Origin of the sequence: Streptomyces sp. NPDC058198, assembly GCF_042882605.1 — a bacterium.
Classification (GTDB): domain Bacteria; phylum Actinomycetota; class Actinomycetes; order Streptomycetales; family Streptomycetaceae; genus Streptomyces.
Genome location: NZ_JBHVVP010000003.1, coordinates 196,489 through 218,224, shown reverse-complemented (window position 1 = coordinate 218,224; position 21,736 = coordinate 196,489). Strand labels below are relative to the sequence as shown.

Here is a 21,736-nt window from a genome sequence, read left to right as displayed (position 1 = left end):
CAGGCACGGTCCGGCCGGGGTCAGCTGACCTTGATCCGGTGGTAGACCGGCACGCTGAAGGAGTTCAGCGCGACCTGGCTGACCCGGTCCGAGTAGCCGGCGCTGCCGTTCTGGTACCAGAGCGGGATGGCGGCCATCTGGTCCCGTACGACCCGTTCGGCCCGCTGGAACGTCCCGATCGCCGTCTTCGGGTCCGTCTCGGCGTTGGCCTCGTCGACCAGCTGGTCGAACTGGGCGTTGCTCCACTTGCCGTCGTTGGACGAGGCGTCGGTGTAGTAGAGCGGCTGGAGGAAGTTCTGGATCAGCGGGTAGTCCATCTGCCAGCCCGCCCGGAACGGCCCGGTCAGCTTCTTCCCCCCGATCTGGTTGCGGAAGTCAGCGAAGGTGCCGACGGGCTTGCCGGCACAGGACGTGTCGTTGCCCAGCACGTTGTTGATGCTGTTGCAGACCGCGTCGACCCACTCCTTGTGGGATCCGGTGTCGGCGTTGTACGTGATCGTGAGCGCGCCGCCGGGGATGCCGCCGGCGTCCGAGATCATCTTCTTGGCCGTCGCCGCGTCGAAGTCGCAGGCCCCGCCGCAGAGTCCGGCCTTGTAGCCTCCGTCCGCGCCGAGCACCGGAGAGGTCCAGTCGGTCGCCGGGGTGCGGGTCTTCCGGAAGATCGTCTCGGTGATCTGCTTGCGGTTGATCGCCATGGAGAGGCCGGTGCGGACCTTGGCGGCGGCCGGGGTGGTCCACGCCGGGTCGTAGTAGGGGAAGGCGAGGGTCTGGATGATGCCGGCCGGGGTGTTGATGTACCGGCCGCTCAGGTCGGCCTTCACGTTCTTGAGCTGCGCGGCCGGGACGTCGTCGACAAGATCGAGATTGCCCGCGACCAGGTCGGTGTAGGCGGTGTTGTTGTCCGTGTAGACCACGAGGTCCACGCCACCGTTCAGCGCCTTGTCGTCGCCCGGGTAGCCCTTCCTGGTGCGCAGGGACATCTGGGCGCCCCTGGTGTAATTCTGGACCGTGTACGGGCCGTTGCCGACGGGCTTGGACAGCCAGGCCGCGTGGTGGTCGAAGAAGGTCCTGGGCAGCGGCGCGAACGCGGCGTACCCCAGGGTGTCCGGCCAGGTGGAGAAGCGCTGCGACAGCGTGACGGTGAACGTCCGGGCGCCGGTGACCTTCAGGCCGGACAGGGTCTGCGCGGTGGGCTGCCCCGAGGCGGGGTGGACCGCGTCGTACCCGTCGATGTACTGGAAGAAGTACGCGTTCTTCTGGTTGTTCCTGAGGTTCGCACCGTAGTTCCAGGCGTCCACGAAGGACCTTGCCGTGACCGGCTCGCCGTTGCTGAAGGTCCAGCCGTTCCTGACGGTGACGGTGAAGTGCGTCGAGTCCGTGGTGTCGATCTTCTCCGCGAGGGCGTTCTCGGCCTTGCCGGTCCTCGGGTTGTACCGCTTCAGCCCCCGGAAGATCATGTCGAGGACCTTGCCGCCCTGGACCTCGTTGGTGTTCGCGGGTTCCAGCGGGTTCTGCGGGTCACCCCAGGAGGAGCGCACCACGCCGTTGACGCCGCCGACGGCGCCGGTCCCCCCACCGCAGGCCGTCGCGGCGAGGGCGGCGGCCACCGCGCATGCGGCCCACCGGGCATGCGTGGCTCCGCGCATGGAAGTACCTCCTCGGAGTACGTGTCCTTTGTAAGATCACATATTGATCGATAACGCACGACACGCTCATTTACCCCGCCCGTGCGAGCGGCGCACCCCCCGGATGTACGCATTCCGAAGAACCGGTGGCCACATATCGAACTCAATGCCCAGATCTTCCGGCTACGTCGTGAACATCCCTTCGATTGAGCCAAAGGGAAAACATGCTTGGCCCATGAACTAGTCATGCACTGGTCAAGCTACAAAAGAGGGCTTCAAGGCCGCCTGCGATTCATTGACCCTGCATCAATGACGTTGACAAGGTCCGCATAGCCCGTGGGCACGACCGCGGCGTCCTTCGACCTTTCCGGCCAGGAGCACCATGACCTCCCCCACTCCTCCGGCCACCGTCCCGCTCGAAGTAGTGGCCGAGAACAGCGCCGAGAACAGCGCCGAGAGCCCGGCGTCACCGACGCCCAAGGGCGCTGCGGGCCGCTCTCCCGGGCAGCTCGCCCGGCGCCGTTTCAAGCGCGACAGGACCGGCGTCATATCGGGCTATGTCGTCGTCTTCTTCTTCGTGGTGGCCATTTGTGCGCCGCTGATAGCCGCGCTGTACGGGAAGAATCCGTACGACACCTACGGCCAGGACGACACGAGCCTGCTCAATGAATTCGGCTTTCCCGTCGCGCCCAACGGCGGTATCAGCGGCGACTTCTGGTTCGGTATCGAGCCCGGCCTGGGCCGGGACGTCTTCACGTTTCTGCTCTACGGCATCCGGAATTCGCTGCTGATCGCCACGGCGACCACCCTGCTGGTGACGGTGCTCGGCATTGTCATCGGCGTGACCGCCGGCTACCTCGGCGGGAAGACCGACTACCTCATCGGCCGGGTCATCGACATCCTGCTGGCCTTTCCCTCGACGCTGTTCTTCATCGCCTTCTGGCCGGTGATGATCTCGATCCTGGTGTCGCCGGAGGAGAACACCCCGGTCTGGCTGACCGTCGTCAGCCTCATCTCGGTCATGACCGCCTTCGGCTGGGCGCCCATCGCACGGCTGCTGCGCGGCGAGGTACTCGCCCTGCGCGAGCGGGAGTTCGTGGAAGCGGCCAAGGTGACCGGCGCCTCCCCGGCGCGGATCATCTTCAAGGAGCTGCTGCCCAACCTGTGGACGCCGATCCTCATCCAGGCGACGCTCGCGCTCCCCCTGTACGTCACGGCCGAGGCGGGTCTCGCCTTCCTCGGCGTGGGGCTCAGCTCACCGACCCCGGACTGGGGCGTGATGATCCAGCGCGGCTCCAGCGTCTACCAGAACGACATCACCTTCATGCTCTTCCCGGGCCTGTCGATGGTGGTGTTCGTGATCGCTTTCAACCTGCTCGGCGACTCGGTCCGCGACGCGCTGGACCCGAAGACCAAGCGCTGAACCCCGCGTTCCTCTCCGGACCGGGCGACGGGGCCCGCCGGAGCGACCATCTCTCCTCATCGACCAGGGCAGGATGCCATGTCCCTTTCCCGCAGAAACTTCATCATCGCCACGTCGGTCGCGGCCGGCGGCTCCATGGCCCTCTCCGCGTGCAGCAGCGGAGGCTCGGGCGGCGGCGGCAGCAAGGGAGGCGGACACGGGGGCGCCGACACGTACACGGGCTCCGTCACCGTCGGCACCAAGGAGGACTCGACAGGGCCGGCCCCCGCGGTCGAGGGCTCCCGCAAGGGCGGCACGATCCGCGGCATCGCCCCGGACGATTTCTCCCACCTCGACCCGCAGCGCATCTACTTCACCTGGAACTCGGCCGTCGGCAATCTGTACATCCGCTGCCTCACCGGTTACAAGATCGCGGCGGACGGCTCCATGAAGCTGGTGGGCGATCTCGCCACCGACGCGGGCACCATGGCCGACGGCGGCAAGACCTGGACCTTCACCCTGAAGGACGGTCTGAAGTGGGAGGACGGCAGCGAGCTGACCGTGGACGACGTGCGCCACGGCATCGAGCGCGGCTTCGCGTCCTTCACCACGGAAGGCGCGGGCTACGCCCAGACCGCCCTGACCGGCTCCCAGGACTTCCGGGCCGGCTACAAGGGCCCGTTCAGCGGCAAGCACCTCGACTCCGTCGTCACCGACTCCGCCGCGAAGACCATCACCTTCACACTGAAGCTGGCCCGCCCGGACCTCAACTTCACGCTGGCGATGAGCTCCTACGGCGCCGTGCCGGTCAAGCTCGACACCAAGGAGAAGTACGACAAGGACCCGGTCTCCGCGGGCCCGTACCGGATCAAGCAGCACGCCGTCGACAAGTCGATGACGCTGGTGCGCAACCCGCACTGGGACGAGAAGACCGACGCGATCCGTACGGCGTACCCGGACAGCTTCGTCTTCGAGTTCGGCCCCGAGTCGCTCGCCGCCTCGGACCGTCTGATCGCCGACTCCGGCGACGACCAGTACGCCGTCATGGCGTACAGCGGTGTGCCGGCCGAGCGCATCCAGCAGGTGCTCACCGACCCCGAGCTGAAGAAGCGCAGCGTCAACGGGCTGCTGAGCGGCATCTACTACTACGCGATCAACACCAGGCGCATCACCGACCTCAAGGTGCGCCAGGCGCTCATCCACGCCTGGCCGCTGGAGCAGATCCGCAAGATCTACGGCGGGCCCTCGGCGGGCGACTTCGCGACCACCATCCTCAGCCCCGACATCCTGGGCCGCGAGAAGTTCGACATCTACAACAAGCTGAAGAAGCCGCAGGGTGACCCGGAGGCCGCGAAGAAGCTGCTGACGGAGGCCGGCAAGGTGGGCCAGAAGATCGTCTACGCCTTCCCGCAGAGCGACACGTACGACAAGACCAAGGTCGTCATCGAGAGCGCCCTGAAGAAGGCCGGCTTCGACCCGGTCATCAAGCAGCTCGACTCCACCAGCTACTACGACCAGGTCCAGCAGATCGACAACAAGTTCGACGTGATGTGGTTCGGCTGGTCGCCGGACTGGCCGACCGGCTACACCCTGATCCAGCCGCTCCTGGACGGCGCGACCGTCGCCAACGGCGCCAACAACATCTCCCAGCTGAAGGTCTCCTGGGTCGACGAGGCGATCAAGAAGAACGCCGTGGTCGCGGACCCGGCGGCGGCCGGCAAGGCCTGGGCCGAGCTCGACAAGCGGATCATGACGGAGGAGGCGCCGATCATCCCCGAGACCTACCAGCGCCGCTTCTACCTGTACGGCTCGAAGGTCGGCGGGGCGCTCTTCGACCCGCTGTTCTCCTCGGTGGTCCTCTACAGGCTGTACGCCAAGGCCTGACGCCCATGTCCGGGGCGGGGCGCCGGCCCGGCGCCCCGCCCGCCCCCTCATCGGCGTCTGCCAGGGAAACCCATCGCCATGCTCCGCTTCCTCGTCCGCCGGACCCTCGGCGCGCTGGTGATCCTGCTGATCATCAGCGCCCTCACCTTCGTCCTCTTCTACGTCGCGCCACGCGATCCCGCACGGGTCGCCTGCGGCAAGGTCTGCACGCCCGAGACACTCGCGCTGGTACGGCACAACCTGGGGATCTCCGACCCGCTGCCCGTGCAGTACTGGCACTGGCTCCAGGCGGTGTTCGTCGGCCGCGACTACAGCTCGTTCGGGCACTGCCCCGCGCCGTGCCTCGGCTACTCGTTCCACAACCGCGAGCCGGTCCTCGGCACCATCCTCGACCGCTTCCCGACCACGCTCTCCCTCTCCATCGGCAGCGCCGTCGTGTTCGTGGTCCTCGGGGTGGGCGCCGGCATGCTCGCCGCGGTCAAGCAGGGCAAGGCGCTGGACAAGGTGGCGTCCTCCGCGTCCCTGATCGGATCCTCGCTGCAGATCTACATCGTCGGCGTGGTCGCCATGTACTACCTGTCGGACCAGTGGCACATCCTCAGCAGGCCCAAGGACGTCCCGATCACCGAGGACCCGGCGGCCTGGTTCCAGGGGCTGCTGCTGCCGTGGTTCATCCTCGCGCTCATCTTCACGGCCAACTACACGCGGATGGCCCGCTCCCAGCTGGTCGAGACCCTCAACGAGGACTACGTGCGCACCGCGCGCGCCAAGGGCCTGTCCCGCAGAACGGTCTTCTTCCGCTTCGCCTGGCGGGGCGCGATGGGCCCGATCGTCACGATCTTCGGTCTCGACGTCGGCTATCTCCTCGGCGGCGCGATCATCACCGAGAAGACCTTCAATCTGCACGGGATCGGCGCGCTCTCCGTCAAGGCCGTACAGGACAACGACCTGCCGCTGCTGCTCGGTGTGGTGCTGGTCGCGGCCGGCGCCATCGTCGTCTTCAACATCGTCGTCGACGCCGTGTACGCCCTCATCGACCCGCGCGTGCGCCTCGCCTAGGAGAGACCCCATGAGCACCCCCTTCCTCTCCGTACGCGATCTGCGCGTCCACTTCTCCACCGAGGACGGCACCGTCAAGGCCGTCGACGGGCTGTCCTTCGACGTGGAGCAGGGCAGGACGCTCGGCATCGTCGGCGAGTCCGGCTCCGGAAAGTCCGTCACCAATCTGGCGATCCTGGGGCTGCACGACCGCGAACACACCGCGATCGACGGCGAGATCGTCCTCGAAGGCCGCGATCTGCTCACCGCGAGCGAACGGGAGCTGGAGCGGCTGCGCGGCAACACGATGTCCATGATCTTCCAGGACGCGCTGGCCTCCCTCTCGCCGTACCACACCATCGGGCGGCAGATCTCGGAGACGTACCGCAAGCACACCGGCGCCTCCAGGAAGGCCGCCCGTGAGCGGGCGGTCGAGATGCTGAAGCGGGTCGGCATCCCCCAGCCGGATCTGCGGGTCGACGACTATCCGCACCAGTTCTCCGGCGGTATGCGGCAGCGGGCGATGATCGCGATGGCGCTCGTCTGCGACCCCGAGCTGCTGATCGCGGACGAGCCGACGACCGCGCTGGACGTCACCGTGCAGGCCCAGATCATGGACCTGCTCAAGGACCTCCAGCAGGAGACCGGGACCTCGATCATCTTCATCACCCACGATCTGGGCGTGATCGCCGACATCGCGGACGACGTGCTGGTGATGTACGGCGGACGGTGCGTGGAGCGCGGCACCAAGAAGGAGGTGCTGCGGGCGCCCCAGCACCCGTACACCTGGGGGCTGCTGGGCTCCATGCCCCGCCTCTCCTCCCCCGTCGATGTGCCGCTGTCCCCCATCCCCGGTACCCCGCCGAGCCTGCTCAACCCGCCGACGGGCTGCTGCTTCCATCCGCGCTGCGCCTTCACCGAGCAGGTGGAGGGCGCCCGCTGCCCGACCCTGCGGCCGCCGCTGGAGCTGGTCGACGGGCGCGGAGCGGCCTGCCACCTCACCGCCGGGCAGCGCACCGGGTTCGCCGCCGACTTCGCCGCTTCCCGGCCCCAGTGACGTACAAGAGACGGGACTTCACCACCATGAGCAGTACGACCCCCCTCCTGGACGTCTCCGGACTCACCAAGCACTTCCCGATCCTGGGCGGCTTCCCGGTCAGACGGAAGATCGGCGCGGTGCAGGCCGTGGACGGGCTGGACTTCTCGGTCACCGAGGGCGAGAGCCTGGGCCTGGTCGGCGAGTCCGGCTGCGGCAAGTCGACGACGGGCCGGCTCATCACCCGGCTGCTGGAGCCGACGGCCGGCCGGATCACCTACCGCGGGCAGGACATCACCCACGCCTCGCGCAGGCAGCTGGCGCCGGTACGGTCCGAGATCCAGATGATCTTCCAGGACCCGTACGCCTCGCTGAACCCCCGGCAGACGGTCGGCAAGATCATCGCCGGTCCGATGGAGATCAACGACGTCAGCCCGGCGGGCGGCCGCGAGAAGCGGGTGCGGGAGCTCCTGGAGACCGTGGGGCTCAACCCCGAGCACTACAACCGCTTCCCGCACGAGTTCTCCGGTGGTCAGCGCCAGCGCATCGGAGTGGCCAGGGCGCTGGCCCTGGAGCCGAAGCTGATCGTGGCGGACGAGCCGGTCTCGGCGCTGGACGTCTCCATCCAGGCGCAGGTGGTCAACCTGCTCCAGCGGCTCCAGCGCGACCTCGGTATCGCCTTCATCTTCATCGCGCACGACCTCGCCGTCGTACGCCACTTCTCGCAGCGGGTCGCGGTCATGTACCTCGGCAGGATCGTGGAGATCGCCGACCGGGACCAGCTGTACGGCAACCCGCGCCACCCCTACACGAGGGCGCTGCTCTCCGCCGTGCCCGAGGCCACCGCGGAGGACGTCCCGGCGCGCGAGCGGATCCGTCTCGTCGGCGATGTGCCCTCGCCGGTCCATCCGCCCTCCGGCTGCCGCTTCCGCACCCGCTGCTGGAAGGCCACGGACCTGTGCGCGAGCGAGACTCCGCCGCTGGCACGGGCGGACGGCAGCCGTGACGGCCATCTGACCGCCTGCCACTACCCGGAGGAGACGGGAACCGTGGTGTCCCGCGCCGCGGGCAGTGGCTCCGAAGACCCCGTGGCAGGGGCCTGAACACCCCTTCAGCACAGCCCTGCCGACCGAACCGGTCCCCGGCCCATTGACCCGAGCCACCCCATGAGACCGGTTCCCGGGGACGGCGAAGGCCCGTACCGACCGTGGTCGGCACGGGCCTTCCTCCCCCGTACCCGCTGCCTTCCTCCCCCGTACCCGCTGCCGTCGTCCCCCGTGACGTACGGCGCGTCACACCGGGAGCGTGACCTCCCAGGTGTCCACCGCGAAGTGCGGCCGCATGCCGTTGGCCTCGTAGAGCTTCAGCGCGCCGGTCGCGTTCCGCGTGTCGACGCCGAGGCCGACGGTGTCCCGGCCCCGCCCGGCGAAGGCGCTGAACGCGTGGCGCAGCAGATACCCGCCGAGACCGCGGCCGCGGGCCTCCTTGACCACGCCGACATTGCGGATCCAGCCCATCGACTCGCGGTCGTCACGGGCGACGAGCACCGCGGCGTCGCCCAGCCCCTCGACGGCGGCGATCAGGACCAGCGACCAGTCGAGCCGGCCGGCGTCCAGGTCGTCGAGCCACTGCTCGTACGTACGGGGCCGGTGGTCGAAGTGTTCGGCGAAGGTCCGCTCCCACAGCTCGTGCGCCCGCCGGCGGTCGGCCTCGGCGGCGCAGTCCCGCAGGGTCACCCCCGGGGGCGGCACGGGCACGGGACAGCTTTCCCCGGACACCTCGCGGACCATCACCTGATAGCGCCGTACCCGCTGCCAGCCGCGCCCGTCGATGAGCGCGGTGTCCAGCGTGGGCGCGGAGTTGAGATGCATATGGACGACGGCGCGCGCGGCGCCGTTGGCCCCGGCCCGCCGCACCGCGCGGGCCTCCATCAGCTCGAACAGCCGTACCGCCGCGACCGGTCGGCCGGGCAGCACATAGTGGTCCATGTCGATGCGCTCGCCGCCGGAGTCGTCCCACAGCAGCCCGTACGCGACAAGCTCGCCGTTCTCGTGGGCCAGCCAGGAGTCGGCTTCGAGCTCCACCCCGGGGTGGCCGAGATCTGCCTCCACCGCGTGCAGATCGGTCTCGGGCCCGCCGATCTCCAGGACGTCGATCGCATTGAGCAGATCGCGTATCGCGGGGGCGTCGTCGAGCGTGGCGGGGCGGACGGAAAGGGCCATGCGGCCACTGTCGGGCGCCGCTCTGTGCTCGTACGCGTGTCTCGCACGGCAAGGGATCACACCGCGTGGACGACGTCCCGCTCCTCGGCGAAGTGGCACGCCGACTCGTGGGCGACCGGGCCGTCCGAGCCCTTGAAGGGCTCGGGGACGGCCAGCAGCGGGACCTCCGTAGCGCACTTGTCCTGCGCCTTCCAGCAGCGGGTACGGAACCGGCAGCCGGACGGCGGGTTCGCCGGCGACGGGACGTCCCCGCTGAGGATGATCCGGTCGCGGCCCTCGCGGGCCTCCGGGTCGGGCACCGGGACCGCCGACAGCAGCGCCTGGGTGTAGGGGTGCGTCGGGTGGTCGTAGATCTGGGTGTCCGTACCGATCTCCGCCATCTTGCCGAGGTACATCACCCCGACCCGGTCGGAGATGTGCCGGACGATCGACAGGTCGTGCGCGATGAAGATGTAGGAGAGGTTGAACTCGTCCTGGAGCTTCTCCATCAGGTTGATGACCTGGGCCTGGACCGAGACGTCCAGGGCCGAGACCGGCTCGTCGCAGATGATGATCTCGGGGTTGAGAGCCAGACCGCGGGCGATGCCGATGCGCTGGCGCTGACCGCCGGAGAACTGGTGCGGATACCGGTTGATGTACTCCGGGTTGAGACCCACGACATCGAGCAGTTCCTGCACCTTGCGGCGCCGGTCACCCTTGGGCGCCACCTCGGGGTGGATGTCGAAGGGCTCCCCGATGATGTCACCCACCGTCATCCGGGGGTTGAGCGAGGTGTACGGGTCCTGGAACACCATCTGGATGTTCCTGCGCACCGCCTTCAGCGCGCGCCCGGAGAGCCTGGTGATGTCCTGGCCCTTGAAGAAGACCTCACCCGCGGTCGCCGTCTCCAGCGTCATCAGCAGCCTGGCGACGGTGGACTTGCCACAGCCGGACTCACCGACGATGCCCAGGGTCTCGCCCTGGTAGAGGTCGAACGAGATCCCGTCCACGGCCTTGACCGCGCCGATCTGCTTCTTGAACAGGATGCCCTGGGTCAGCGGGAAGTGCTTGACCAGGTTGCGCACCTGAAGGATCGGCTCGCCCCGCTGCGCGGGCGCCTCGATGGCGGCGACGGAGTCCTCGACCGTGACGGCGTCGGCCGTCTCGACCTCGGTGACGTTCGGGGTGGCGTCCATGGAGTCGTCACTCTTGTTCAACTCAGCCATGGATCGTCTCCTTCCAGAAGTGGCACGCGCTTCCGCGGCCCGGCAGCTCGCCGCCGTCCCGCTCGGTGACGGGAAGCAGTGCCGGGATGTCCGTACGGCAGATGTCCTGCGCCGAGGGGCAGCGCGGGTTGAAGGCACAACCGGCCGGAATCCGCGTGAGGTTGGGCGGCAGGCCCTTGATCGCGTAGAGCTCCTGGCCCTTCTGGTCCAGGCGCGGGATCGAGTCGAGCAGGCCGCGGGTGTACGGGTGCGCGGGCCGCTTGTAGAGCTCGTGCACGGGGGCGGTCTCCACGATCCGGCCCGCGTACATGACCGCGATCTTGTCCGCGACGTCGGCGACCACGCCGAGGTCGTGGGTGATCAGGATCAGGCCCATGTTGTACTCGCGCTGCAGCTCCGCCAGCAGGTCCATGACCTGCGCCTGGACGGTCACGTCCAGCGCGGTGGTCGGCTCGTCCGCGATGATCAGATCGGGCTCCAGGGCGAGCGCCATGGCGATCATGATGCGCTGGCGCATACCGCCGGAGAACTGATGCGGATAGTCGCCGATCCGCTCCTTCGCCGCCGGGATGCGCACGCGGTCCATCAGCTCGATGGCCTTGGCCTTGGCGTCCTTCTTGGAGAGGCCCTGGTGCACGCGGAACATCTCGCCGAGCTGGTAGCCGACGGAGAGCACCGGGTTGAGCGAGGACAGCGCGTCCTGGAAGATCATCGCGATCTTCTGGCCGCGGATGAGCCGCCGCTCCTCGTTGCCCATCTTGAGCATGTCCTGGCCGCGGAAGAGGATCTCTCCCCGGGGAATGCTCCCCGGCGGCATGTCCAGGATGCCCATGATCGCCTGCGCGGTCACGGACTTGCCGGAGCCGGACTCGCCGAGCACGGCGAGGGTCTCGCCGGCGCTGACGCTGTAGTTGACTCCGTTGACCGCCTTGGCCACACCGTCACGGGTGTGGAACTCCACGTGCAGGTCACGGACTTCGAGCAGCGGAGTGCCGCTCGCATCCGAACCGCGGGGAGAAGAAACGTCCGCCGTCTTGTCGATGATGGTCATGTACGCCTCCCTCAGCGCAGTTTCGGGTCGAGGGCGTTGCGTACCGCATCGCCGAGCATGATGAACGCCAGGACAGTGATCGACACCATGACCGACGGGATGATCAGGACGAACGCGGCGTTGCGCAGCTGCTCCTGGCCCGACGAGATGTCGACGCCCCACGAGACGGTCGGCTCCGCGAGGCCGATGCCCAGGAAGGACAGCGTGGCCTCGGCCGAGATGTAACCGCCGAGAGCGATGGTCGCCACCACGATCACCGGGGCAATCGCGTTGGGCATGATGTGCCGGAGCAGGATGCGGGTGGTCGAGGCGCCGAGCGCCTTGGCCGCCATCACATAGTCGGCCTGCTTGATGGTGAGCACCGAGCCGCGGGCGACACGGGCGATCTGGGTCCAGCCCAGGAAGGCCAGGGCCAGGATCACGACCCAGACGTGACGCTCCTCGAACGAGGTCAGGACGACCATCGCGCCGAGGATGAAGGGGACGCCGAAGAAGATGTCGGTGACCCGGGACAGCAGGGAGTCGATCCAGCCGCCGAAGTAGCCGGCGAGCATCCCGATGATGGTGCCGAGCACCGTGACCAGCAGGGTGACCACCAGCGCGACGGTGATCGAGGCACGGGCGCCGTAGACGACACGCGCGTAGATCGACCGGCCCTGGATGTCGTAGCCGAACCAGTCCTCCGCGAAGAAGTTGCCCCACCTGGGCTTCTGCAGATAGTGATGGGCGAGGTCCGCGTAGCGCGGGTCGGCGCCGGTGAACAGCCCCGGGAAGACCGCCATGGTCAGCAGGAAGAAGATCAGCAGGGCAGAGACGACGAACAGCGGGTTGCGCCGCAGGTCGTGCCAGGCGTCCGACCAGAGGCTGCGGGGCTTGCCCACCTTGCCGTCCGCGGGCTGGATCGCCGGAGCCTCGATCGGCTCGCCCATGCCGGGCTCGGTGACGGTGTCCTTGAGTGCCTCAGGCATAACGGATCCTCGGGTCCAGGACCGCGTAGAGCAGGTCGACGAGCAGACTGGCGACGAGATAGACGACCACGATCAGGGTCACGATGCCCACGACCGTGGCACCCTCGCGGTGCTTCAGCGCGTCGAAGACGTTCCAGCCGACACCCTTGACGTTGAAGATGCCTTCGGTGACGACCGCGCCGCCCAGCAGGGCGCCGAGGTCGGTGCCGAGGAACGTCACCACCGGGATCATGGAGTTGCGCATCAGGTGCACGCCGATGATGCGGCGGCGGGGCAGCCCCTTGGCCACGGCGGTACGCATGTAGTCGGCGCGCAGGTTCTCCGCGACCGACGTACGGGTGAGGCGGGCCACGTAGGCCAGCGACAGCGAGCCGAGCACGACAGCCGGCAGGAACAGCTCGCTCCAGTTCGCTTCCACACTGACGTTCGGGTCTACCCAGCCGAGCTGGTGGGCGAAAAGGTACTGGCTGAGGAAGCCGAGCACGAAGGAAGGAACGGAGATCAGCAGAAGCGTCAGGACCAGCAGTCCGCGGTCCCGGAGCTTGTCGGCCTTCAGTCCGGCGAAGACGCCCATGGAAATGCCGACGAGCACGGTGAAGGTGAAGGCGAACAGGGTCAGTCTGACCGTGATCGGGAATGCCTCCGAGATGATGTCGGCGACGGGTCTGCCGCTGGCGATCTGGGTGCCGAAGTCACCCTGGAACAAGCCGACAAGATAGTTCCAGTACTGGTGCCAGAGCGGCAGGTCGAGACCGAGGTCCTTCTTCATGGCCGCGATCTGGGTGGGATCGACTGTCTGCTCTCCGGCGAGCGCGCGCACGGGGTCACCGGGCAGGGCGTACATCATGGAGAAGACCAGCAAGGTTGACCCGAGGAAGACCGGGATCATCTGGAGCAGTCGCCGCGCGACATAACGCCCCATGTTTGCCTCCGAATGGATAACTGCAGCCCCGGGGCCGCTCCCTTGACTCAGGGAGCGGCCCCGGGGCCTACCGCCGTTTCACGGGCGGCTGATGGCCGAGCGGGGGGATGGCCCTCGGGCTGACTACTTGGCGACCGTGACTTCGGTGATGTTGTAGTCACCGTGGAAGTCGACCGTCACGTTGTCCACAGCCTTGGAGTAGCCGCCGTTGGTCTTGTACTCCCACAGCGGGATCGCCGGCATCTTGGTCAGAAGCAGCTTCTCGGCCTCCTGGTAGGCCTTGATCGACTCGTCCAGGGAGGCGGCGTTGTCGCCCTTCTTGAACGCGGCGTCGACCTCCTTGTCGGAGAACCGGCCGTTGTTCGCCTCAGCGGTGGTGCCGTACAGCTCCCGCATGAAGTTGACGTTCAGCGGGTAGTCGGCCACCCAGCCACCGCGGTACATCGACTTGACCTGGTCGTTGTCGCGCGCTTCCAGGTCCGTCTGGAAGTCGGGCTTGGCGTCCGGGACACAGTCCACGCCCGTGGCGTTGCGGATCGACTCGCAGACCGCGGTCACCCACTCCTTGTGGCCGCCGTCGGCGTTGTACTGGATCCAGATCTTGTTGTCCGGAACACCGCCGCCCTCGGTCACGAGCGCCTTGGCCTTCGCCGGGTCGAACGAGAAGACGTCCGTGCCCAGGTCCTGGTTACCGGCCACACCGGGGGGCGTGAAGCTGGTGGCGGGCTTGCGGGTGCCGTTGAGGACGGTCTTGGTGATCGTGTCACGGTCGATCGCCATCGACAGACCCTGGATGACCTTCGGGTCGATGTCCTTGAAGGTCTTCGAGTAGAAGGTCGGCACGAGGCTCTGGATGGCCGCGTACGGCTGGTCGATCGCGCGGTCGCCGAGGTCTTCCTTGTACTTCGGCAGGTCCTTCGGGCCGACCTGGCGGATCATGTCCAGGTTGCCGGACAGGAGGTCCTGGTACGCGGCCTCGATGGTCGCGTAGTTCTTGAAGAGGACACCCTTGTTCTGGGCCTTGTTCGGACCCTGGTAGTCAGGGTTGGCCTTGACCTGGATGAGCTTCTTGTGGTCCCACTTCTCAAAGATGTAGGGACCGTTGCCGACCGGCTTCTGGCCGAACGCCTTGGTGTCCTTGTAGAACACCTCCGGCAGCGGCGCGAAGGTCGCGTAGCCGAGCTTGTACTCGAAGTACGGCACCGGAGCGGTGAGCTCGATGGTGAAGGTGGTGTCGTCGACGACCTTCAGGCCCGACATCGCGTCGGACTTCGGGTCGCCCTTCTCCGGGTGGACGTCGGCGTAGCCGGCGATGTCGGAGAACCAGAAGGCGTTCTGCTGGTTGTTCTTGATGTTGGCGTACCAGTTCCACGCCTTGACGTACGAGTCCGCCGTGACGGGGGTGCCGTCGTGGAACTTCCAGCCCTGCTTGAGCTTGACCGTCCAGGTCTTGGAGTCGTCCGACTTCACCGACTCGGCGTTCGTGTAGACGATCTTGCCCTGCGCGTCGAAGTCCAGCAGCTGGGTGAACAGCGACTGGATCACGTAGCTACCGAGCGACTCGTTAGTGTCGGCCGGGATCAGCGGCTTCTGCGGCTCGCCGACGTCGATGGAGACATAGCCCGCAGGCTTGCCCTTCTCCTTCGAAGCCGATTCGCTGCTGTCATCTCCGCCGCCGCCACAGGCCGTCGCTGCCAGAGCCACGACTATCGCGCCGACTACCCACTTGGCGCTCTTGGCACCGCGCATGGGTTCCTCCTCATGTGTCCACTAGTCACAAACAAGAAGGGCTTGTCTACGCGCGCTGACACCCCTGGCAGCGGGCTCGACAGATACCCTGAGTGTGCTCGTGAGCCGGCGCTCCCCACAGCGCATGACCCATTGACCCGAGCTCAATGGAGCCAACTATTAAGTACGGCCCGGCCGTAAACCACACTTAAAGCGTCTCGGTTTGACAACATCGAAGTACCCTCACAGCCCGAAATCCGGACAAACTGAGCACAGACAGACACCCGCGAAACGGACCGTTAACACATGTTCCGGAGAGCGACGGTCGATATCCGGACACCTGGGCGCGGAAAATCCCTTGACGAACGGCCCGGCCCACCGCCATTTTCGCGGTGGGCCGGGCCGTCGGGTGACGTGATGTCAGCTGTACTGCCGGAGGGTGTGTCAGCCGTGCTTGGCGCGGGAGGCGGCGCGGCCGCGCAGCTTCTGGTCCAGGACGACCTTGCGGATACGGACCGTCTCCGGGGTCACCTCGATGCACTCGTCGTCGCGGCAGAACTCCAGGGACTGCTCCAGCGACAGCTTCCTGGCCGGCACCACGTTCTCCGTGGTGTCCGCGGACGCGGCACGCATGTTGGTGAGCTTCTTCTCCTTGGTGATGTTCACGTCCATGTCGTCGGCGCGCGAGTTCTCACCGACGATCATGCCCTCGTAGACCTCGGTGCCGGCCTCGGTGAAGATGACACCGCGCTCCTGGAGGTTGACCATCGCGAACGGCGTCACCGAGCCCGAGCGGTCCGCCACCAGCGAGCCGTTGTTACGGGTACGCAGATCGCCGAACCACGGCTCGTGGCCCTCGAAGATCGAGTGCGCGATGCCCGTGCCACGCGTCTGCGTCAGGAACTCCGTACGGAAGCCGATGAGGCCGCGGGAGGGGACGATCCACTCCATGCGGATCCAGCCCGAGCCGTGGTTCGTCATCGTCTCCATACGGCCCTTGCGGGTCGCCATCAGCTGGGTGATGGCGCCGAGGTGCTCCTCGGGGCAGTCGATCGTCATGCGCTCGATCGGCTCGTGCGTCTTGCCGTCGACCTGCTTGGTGACCACCTCGGGCTTGCCGACGGTCAGCTCGAAGCCTTCCCGGCGCATCTGCTCGACGAGGATGGCCAGCGCCAGCTCGCCACGGCCCTGGACCTCCCAGGCGTCGGGACGCTCGGTGTCCAGGACGCGCAGCGAGACGTTACCGACCAGCTCACGGTCGAGCCGGTCCTTGACCTGGCGGGCGGTGACCTTGTGGCCCTTGCCGCCCTTGCCGACGAGCGGCGAGGTGTTCGTACCGATGGTCATCGAGATCGCGGGCTCGTCGACCGTGATCAGCGGCAGCGCGATCGGGTTCTCGGGGTCGGCCAGGGTCTCGCCGATCATGATGTCCGGGATACCGGCGATGGCGCAGATGTCCCCCGGTCCCGCCTTCTCGGCGGGCTTGCGGGTGAGCGCCTCGGTCATCATCAGCTCGGTGATGCGGACGTTGGACATCGTGCCGTCACGCTTGATCCACGTGACGGTCTGGCCCTTCTTCAGCTCACCCTGCTCGACGCGGCACAGCGCGATACGGCCGAGGAAGTTGTCGGCGTCCAGGTTGGTGACATGGGCCTGGAGCGGCGCGGACTCGTCGAACTCCGGAGCCGGGACATGCGCCAGGATCGTGTTGAAGAACGGCTCCAGGCTCTGGCTGTCCGGCGGGACCGTGCCGTCCTCCGGCTTGGTCAGCGAGGCGATGCCGTCCCGCGCACAGGCGTAGACGATCGGGAACTCGATCTGCTCCTCGGTCGCGTCCAGATCCAGGAAGAGGTCGTACGTCTCGTCGACGACCTCCGCGATCCGGGAGTCGGGACGGTCCGTCTTGTTGATACAGAGGATGACCGGCATCTTCGCCGAGAGCGCCTTGCGGAGCACGAAGCGAGTCTGCGGGAGCGGGCCCTCGGAGGCGTCGACGAGCAGCACGACCGCGTCGACCATCGACAGGCCCCGCTCGACCTCACCGCCGAAGTCGGCGTGGCCGGGGGTGTCGATGATGTTGATCGTGATGGGGTCGCCACCCGTCTTGGGGTGGTACTTGACGGCGGTGTTCTTGGCCAGGATCGTGATGCCCTTCTCACGCTCCAGGTCGTTCGAGTCCATCATCCGGTCGTCGAGGTGCTCGGCGGCGTGCGCGGCGAAAGCGCCGGCCTGCTTCAGCATGGCGTCGACCAGAGTGGTCTTGCCATGGTCGACGTGGGCGACGATGGCGACGTTACGGATGTCGTGGCGCGTGGGCATGCTGGCTGGCGCTTCTCTCGATCGTGGGATGCGGCGTCTTTTCCTCGTACGCCCGCCGGGCGGACACGCCACGGCTCGTCCCATGGTACGGGGCCCAGGCGTCGCGGGCTTCCCGGCCCGATCCGGGGTGCCGGACCACGGTGCGGCGGAGGCACCCGGATCGTGCGCCGGGGCGCTGGTGGGAGCGCTGCCGGAGGGGGAGCCCGCCGAATCGAGGGCGGACATGGGCTTGCCCGCCGGGGAGACCGGCGGGCAAGCGTTCCAAACGGGTTCTGAGCGGGTTCTGAGCGGTTGCGGAAGGCGCTGACCTGCTACTTCTTCTTGCCGGCGGCGCTGTCCTTCTTGAAGCCGATGTCCTGGTAGCGGGGGGCGGCGAAACCGAAGGCTCCCGCGTTCACCACGCCGGGCTTGGCGGCCACCAGCTGCGGACGCTGATAGAGGGGGATGGAACCGGCCGCGGCCCAGATACGGGCATCGGCCTGCTTCAGGAGATCATGGGCCGCCTTGTCGTCCAGCTCGCCGGCCGCCCGGTCGAAGAGCTGGTCGATGTGGTCCGTACCGACGCGGGTGTAGTTCTGCTCCACCTGCAGCGAGCCGTCGCTGGCCGGCACGGGCTTGGCGAAGATCGGCCGGCCGTCGGTCGCCGGGTAGGCGGAGGCGGGCCAGGAGTAGAGGGCGAGATCGTAGTCGCCCGAGGCGATGTGGTCCTTGAAGTAGCTGTCGTCGGCGACCTTGGTGACCGTCGTACGGATGCCGATGCGGTCCAGCATCCGCGAGATCCGCTCGCCGACGGCGCGCAGCGACTCGGAGCCCTCGCCGGAGGGCAGCACGAAGCGGAGGTTGAGGGGCTTGCCGGCCTTGCCGACCGGACCGGTGAGCGGTGCGGGAGAGGCCGTACCGCGGGGAGCGGCCGTACCGCGCGGGGCATAGGCGCCGGCCATACCGCCCTGCTTCTTCTCCTGGGGCTCCTGGGCCGCCCGCACCGCCTTCCGCGTGGCGTCGGAGTCGTCCAGGGCCGCGGCCTGGCGGAGCAGCGTGGTGCCCTGGAAGGCGGCGGCGCGGGCGGGCGCGAGGATGTGGATGGCGGTCTCGGGGCGCGGGGCCGCCTCGCCGGACTTGTCGTCGCCGACGATGTACGAGCCCTCGTCGGAGGGAATGTCGTTCTCCCAGTCCTCCTTGTTCTGCACGCCGGACCGCTGCACGCCGGACGTCTTGCCGTTGGACTTCTCGTCCTCCGAACCGCTCTCGTCCTCGTCGTCCTCGGTCGGGGCCTTCTTGCCCTCGCTGCCGGCCTTGGTGGGCTTCTTGACCCCTCCGCCGGGAATCCAGCCCGCGTCCGTCAGCAGTGCCTGGGCCTCGTGCGTGTCTGACTTGCCGAGCGCGTCGCTGTTGTCCTCGTACGCCTGCTGTCCGATCAGTGCCAGATGGTTGCCGAGCGGCTTCGCCGGCAGTCCGAGCGGCTTGAGTACGGTGTCCGCCAGCTCCTGGCGGTCGAGCGCGCGGGCCACCGCGCGCCGTACCCGCTCATCGGCGAGCGGTCCCGACTGGCCGTTCAGCGCGAGCTGCGTGTAGGCGGGCTCCAGCGACTTGCGGACCTCGTAGCCGCGCAGCGCCTTCTGCTCGTTCGCGTACCTCTTGACGGCCGCGACGGTCTGCTGGCGGGCGTTCTGCGCCTCCTCGGCCTTCTCGTCGTCGGAACCGTGGGCCAGCGCCCAGGACCGGAGCGCGGAGGCCGCGGTGATCCGGGTGCCGGGGCCGTGCGTGAGCGGCTGCCCGCCGGTTCCGTCGTCCCTGGTCGCCAGGGCGATACGTTCCGCCACGCTCCTGTCGATCTCCGCGAGATCGAGCTTGCCCGCCGCGAGGGCGGCGGCCCGCTTGCTCCGGGGCACCGCGCTCAGGACGAGCGAGTTGAGCTTGGCGGGCTCTCCCCACCAGCGGGGATTGCGGGCGAGGGTGATCTCCCGGGCCTTGCGGTCCGACTTCTTGACACGGAAGGGCCCCGCCGTGGTCTTCAGGGTGGTCCTGGCCGCGTCGTTGAAGGAGTTGGGCTTGGCGGTCACGTCCTTGGGATAGAGGGGACTGAAGAGAGACCTCCAGTCCGCGTAGGGCTTGTTGAAGGTGACCCTCACCTCCAGGTTGTTGGCCCCGCGCTCGATCTTCTCGATCCGCTCGTAGCCGGCGTTGCGCGCCGTCCAGTACGCGGAGTCCTTGCCGCGCAACGCTCGCCACTGGGCCGCGAAGTCCGGCGCCCCGATCTCCCGGCCGTCGCTCCATACCGCCTGCTGGTTGAGCTTGTAGAGGACGACCTGCTTGGGCTCGCGCTCGACGACGTCCGCGGACTCCAGATAGTCCGGGTTGCGCTGCGGGCGGCCGCGCTGGTCGAGGGTGAAGAGAGAGGGCAGTACGGCACTGGCGACCCGGTTGGTGGACGCGTCGGCATCGGCCTGGAAGGCATTGAGCGTGGTGGGCATGGTGTCGATCGCCCAGCGCAGGGTGCCGCCCTGGTCGACCCCGTCCCGTCCGGCCGGTGCGATGTCCGGGGCCGCGGACGCGGCCCCGTTCCCGTCGTCCGATGTGCACGCGGACAGCGTGGGCAGGGCGAGTACACCGGTGGTGAGGAGGGCGACGGAGCGGAGCGTTCGGGAGCATGTCCTCCCGCGTGGGGCGCCGACGTGGGACATGGCTTTTACCTCTTCGTCCTGTTTGTGGATTTTGAGATGATCACACCTATTGCCCACTCACTGAAAGGGAAGGGACCGGAGGGACGCCGCAGACACGACGACACCCCCCACAAACCCCACCCAACCGGCCCAACGCCCCCGACTCCCCCACCCCCGGCGAGTGAGCCGAAGGGGCGCGTCGGTGTCGAAAGGGAGAGCGCGCGGAGGTTCGCGAGGAACGAGCGAATCGAGCACGGTCGACCGTCGACATCGACATAAAGCGCCCCGGAGGCGAACCGAGCCCTCAAAAAAGAGGTGCGTGAGCCGAAGGGGCGCGCCGCTGTCGAAAGGGAGAGCGCGCACAGGCCCCGAGGAACGAGGGGCCGAGCACGGTCGACCGTCGACAGGGGCACAAAGCGCCCCGGAGGTGAACCGAGCCCTCAAAAACTAGGTGTATACGCCTTCACAGGCGGGGATGTGACGCGCAACACTCTCAGGCGCGTGCAGAGTCCTCAGAGGGGTAGCCCTCAGAGATCCCACCATGCCGTTCGCGACTGTGGAAGTGAGGTCAACTCATGTCCCTGCAGGACGATTTGACAGCTGTCAGGCGCTGCCTCGATGACCTGGTCCGCACGGTCGGACGGTTGGAACAAAGTCTGGCGCTGCAGCGCGAGAACGACGTCCGACCCCAGTCGGCCGGCCGCGCCGACGACCTGGTCACCATCCCCGACACCCCGTACGACAGCGCGCTGTGGACGGACTCGGACGACGAGGGCCTGGGAGTACGCGACCGGCGAGCGCCCTAGTCCCTAGGAGAACGCGTTGGCCACCGGTACCGAACCTCCACCTGTCCATACAGGAACGCACAGCAGTACGGGCGTCCACGGCGCCTCGCGCGCCGCCATCGCGCCCCGTCATCTGCGGACGGACCGCTGGTGGCTGGCGCCTGCCGTGACCGCCGCCGGACTGCTCGCCTTCATCGTCTATTCGACCTGGCGCGCGTTCGCGAACTCCGACTACTACGCGGCGCCGTATGTCTCCCCGTTCTACTCGCCATGTCTGGCGGAGAACTGCGCGCCGATGCGGAGCGGCCCCAACTGGGAGATCTTCGGCAGCTGGTGGGGCCTGTCCCCCGCGCTGCTGATCCTGATCTTCCCGCTGGGCTTCCGGCTGACCTGCTACTACTACCGCAAGGCGTACTACCGGGGATTCTGGGCGTCGCCGCCCGCCTGCGCCGTCGCCGAGCCGCACACGAAGTACACCGGCGAGACCCGCTTCCCGCTGATCCTGCAGAACATCCACCGGTACTTCTTCTACGCCGCCGTACCGGTCGCCGGCATCCTCACGTACGACACCGTGCTCGCGTTCCGCGACGAGGAGTACGCCTGGGGCCATATGGGCCTCGGCTCGCTGATCTTCCTCGTCAACATCGGGCTGATCTGGGCGTACACCCTCTCCTGCCACTCCTGCCGGCATGTCATCGGCGGCCGGCTGCGGCACTTCTCCAAGCACCCGGTGCGCTACCGCCTGTGGGGCTGGGTCGGCAAGCTGAACAACCGCCATATGCAACTGGCCTGGGCCTCGTTGATCAGCGTTGCCGTCTCCGACTTCTATGTATACCTGCTCGCCACCGGAGTCTTCGACGATCCGCGCTTCTTCTAGGGAGACCCTCAGAC

General features: G+C 67.6%; 16 protein-coding genes. 7 read left to right on the top strand and 9 right to left on the bottom strand.

Translation table 11 applies throughout. From position 1 onward, the window contains the following. Positions 1–20: 20 nt before the first annotated feature. A complete protein-coding gene (locus ACFVWW_RS13220) occupies positions 21–1,646 on the bottom strand; it encodes an ABC transporter substrate-binding protein (RefSeq protein ID WP_384337112.1) in 1,626 nt (541 codons plus the stop codon). Positions 1,647–2,007: 361 nt separating this feature from the next. Between ACFVWW_RS13220 and ACFVWW_RS13215 the strand changes: the two genes are divergently transcribed. The 5 genes from ACFVWW_RS13215 (at position 2,008) to ACFVWW_RS13195 (ending at position 8,088) form a co-directional block, all read left to right on the top strand. Then, entirely contained in the window at positions 2,008–3,048 is a 1,041-nt protein-coding gene (locus ACFVWW_RS13215) for an ABC transporter permease (RefSeq protein ID WP_384189952.1), read from the top strand. Between the two features lie 78 nt (positions 3,049–3,126). Beyond that, positions 3,127–4,911, top strand: coding sequence for an ABC transporter substrate-binding protein (locus ACFVWW_RS13210; protein ID WP_384189954.1), 1,785 nt, complete (start codon positions 3,127–3,129; stop codon positions 4,909–4,911). Positions 4,912–4,989: 78 nt separating this feature from the next. Further along, the gene (locus ACFVWW_RS13205) at positions 4,990–5,970 is read left to right on the top strand and encodes an ABC transporter permease (protein WP_384189957.1); all 981 of its coding nucleotides are present in this window, start codon (positions 4,990–4,992) and stop codon (positions 5,968–5,970) included. A 10-nt stretch (positions 5,971–5,980) separates the two neighbouring features. Next, positions 5,981–7,006: an ABC transporter ATP-binding protein gene (locus ACFVWW_RS13200; protein WP_384337116.1), complete on the top strand. Its 1,026-nt coding sequence runs from the start codon at positions 5,981–5,983 to the stop codon at positions 7,004–7,006. A 26-nt stretch (positions 7,007–7,032) separates the two neighbouring features. Then, complete coding sequence (locus tag ACFVWW_RS13195) at positions 7,033–8,088, top strand: ABC transporter ATP-binding protein (protein ID WP_386878408.1); 1,056 nt, start codon at positions 7,033–7,035, stop codon at positions 8,086–8,088. A 189-nt stretch (positions 8,089–8,277) separates the two neighbouring features. On the opposite strand, the gene ACFVWW_RS13190 is transcribed toward ACFVWW_RS13195, so the two are convergent. The 8 genes from ACFVWW_RS13190 to ACFVWW_RS13155 all read right to left on the bottom strand — a co-directional run bounded on the left by ACFVWW_RS13190 (position 8,278) and on the right by ACFVWW_RS13155 (position 20,081). Beyond that, entirely contained in the window at positions 8,278–9,207 is a 930-nt protein-coding gene (locus tag ACFVWW_RS13190; protein ID WP_386878409.1) for a GNAT family N-acetyltransferase, read from the bottom strand. A 56-nt stretch (positions 9,208–9,263) separates the two neighbouring features. Then, complete coding sequence (locus ACFVWW_RS13185; RefSeq protein WP_386878410.1) at positions 9,264–10,412, bottom strand: ABC transporter ATP-binding protein; 1,149 nt, start codon at positions 10,410–10,412, stop codon at positions 9,264–9,266. Next, positions 10,405–11,463, bottom strand: a complete 1,059-nt coding sequence (locus ACFVWW_RS13180; RefSeq protein ID WP_384181179.1) for an ABC transporter ATP-binding protein — start codon at positions 11,461–11,463, stop codon at positions 10,405–10,407. Before ACFVWW_RS13180 ends, ACFVWW_RS13185 begins: the two co-directional genes overlap by 8 nt. 11 nt (positions 11,464–11,474) lie before the next feature. Next, positions 11,475–12,392, bottom strand: coding sequence for an ABC transporter permease (locus ACFVWW_RS13175; RefSeq protein ID WP_386878498.1), 918 nt, complete (start codon positions 12,390–12,392; stop codon positions 11,475–11,477). A 31-nt stretch (positions 12,393–12,423) separates the two neighbouring features. Further along, positions 12,424–13,353, bottom strand: a complete 930-nt coding sequence (locus ACFVWW_RS13170) for an ABC transporter permease (RefSeq protein ID WP_384336498.1) — start codon at positions 13,351–13,353, stop codon at positions 12,424–12,426. Positions 13,354–13,476: 123 nt separating this feature from the next. Continuing rightward, the gene (locus ACFVWW_RS13165) at positions 13,477–15,102 is read right to left on the bottom strand and encodes an ABC transporter substrate-binding protein (protein ID WP_384181175.1); all 1,626 of its coding nucleotides are present in this window, start codon (positions 15,100–15,102) and stop codon (positions 13,477–13,479) included. 423 nt (positions 15,103–15,525) lie between these two features. Then, positions 15,526–17,400: a translational GTPase TypA gene (gene typA / locus ACFVWW_RS13160; RefSeq protein WP_384181173.1), complete on the bottom strand. Its 1,875-nt coding sequence runs from the start codon at positions 17,398–17,400 to the stop codon at positions 15,526–15,528. A 311-nt stretch (positions 17,401–17,711) separates the two neighbouring features. After that, entirely contained in the window at positions 17,712–20,081 is a 2,370-nt protein-coding gene (locus ACFVWW_RS13155) for an ABC transporter family substrate-binding protein (RefSeq protein WP_386878411.1), read from the bottom strand. 554 nt (positions 20,082–20,635) lie between these two features. On the opposite strand from ACFVWW_RS13155, the gene ACFVWW_RS13150 reads away from it, so the two are divergent. Both ACFVWW_RS13150 and ACFVWW_RS13145 read left to right on the top strand, forming a co-directional pair. Further along, entirely contained in the window at positions 20,636–20,866 is a 231-nt protein-coding gene (locus ACFVWW_RS13150) for a hypothetical protein (RefSeq protein ID WP_384181169.1), read from the top strand. A gap of 16 nt (positions 20,867–20,882) precedes the next feature. Then, positions 20,883–21,722, top strand: a complete 840-nt coding sequence (locus ACFVWW_RS13145; protein ID WP_384336496.1) for a hypothetical protein — start codon at positions 20,883–20,885, stop codon at positions 21,720–21,722. Positions 21,723–21,736 lie beyond the last annotated feature (14 nt).

Coding starts and splice junctions, on each gene's coding strand:
- ACFVWW_RS13180 (WP_384181179.1), bottom strand. CDS start 11,463: ATGACCATCATCGACAAGACGGCGGACGTTTCTTCTCCCCGCGGTTCG.
- ACFVWW_RS13195 (WP_386878408.1), top strand. CDS start 7,033: ATGAGCAGTACGACCCCCCTCCTGGACGTCTCCGGACTCACCAAGCAC.
- ACFVWW_RS13200 (WP_384337116.1), top strand. CDS start 5,981: ATGAGCACCCCCTTCCTCTCCGTACGCGATCTGCGCGTCCACTTCTCC.
- ACFVWW_RS13175 (WP_386878498.1), bottom strand. CDS start 12,392: ATGGGCGAGCCGATCGAGGCTCCGGCGATCCAGCCCGCGGACGGCAAG.
- ACFVWW_RS13170 (WP_384336498.1), bottom strand. CDS start 13,353: ATGGGGCGTTATGTCGCGCGGCGACTGCTCCAGATGATCCCGGTCTTC.
- typA (WP_384181173.1), bottom strand. CDS start 17,400: ATGCCCACGCGCCACGACATCCGTAACGTCGCCATCGTCGCCCACGTC.
- ACFVWW_RS13210 (WP_384189954.1), top strand. CDS start 3,127: ATGTCCCTTTCCCGCAGAAACTTCATCATCGCCACGTCGGTCGCGGCC.
- ACFVWW_RS13155 (WP_386878411.1), bottom strand. CDS start 20,081: ATGTCCCACGTCGGCGCCCCACGCGGGAGGACATGCTCCCGAACGCTC.
- ACFVWW_RS13205 (WP_384189957.1), top strand. CDS start 4,990: ATGCTCCGCTTCCTCGTCCGCCGGACCCTCGGCGCGCTGGTGATCCTG.
- ACFVWW_RS13150 (WP_384181169.1), top strand. CDS start 20,636: ATGTCCCTGCAGGACGATTTGACAGCTGTCAGGCGCTGCCTCGATGAC.
- ACFVWW_RS13165 (WP_384181175.1), bottom strand. CDS start 15,102: ATGCGCGGTGCCAAGAGCGCCAAGTGGGTAGTCGGCGCGATAGTCGTG.
- ACFVWW_RS13215 (WP_384189952.1), top strand. CDS start 2,008: ATGACCTCCCCCACTCCTCCGGCCACCGTCCCGCTCGAAGTAGTGGCC.
- ACFVWW_RS13190 (WP_386878409.1), bottom strand. CDS start 9,207: ATGGCCCTTTCCGTCCGCCCCGCCACGCTCGACGACGCCCCCGCGATA.
- ACFVWW_RS13220 (WP_384337112.1), bottom strand. CDS start 1,646: ATGCGCGGAGCCACGCATGCCCGGTGGGCCGCATGCGCGGTGGCCGCC.
- ACFVWW_RS13185 (WP_386878410.1), bottom strand. CDS start 10,412: ATGGCTGAGTTGAACAAGAGTGACGACTCCATGGACGCCACCCCGAAC.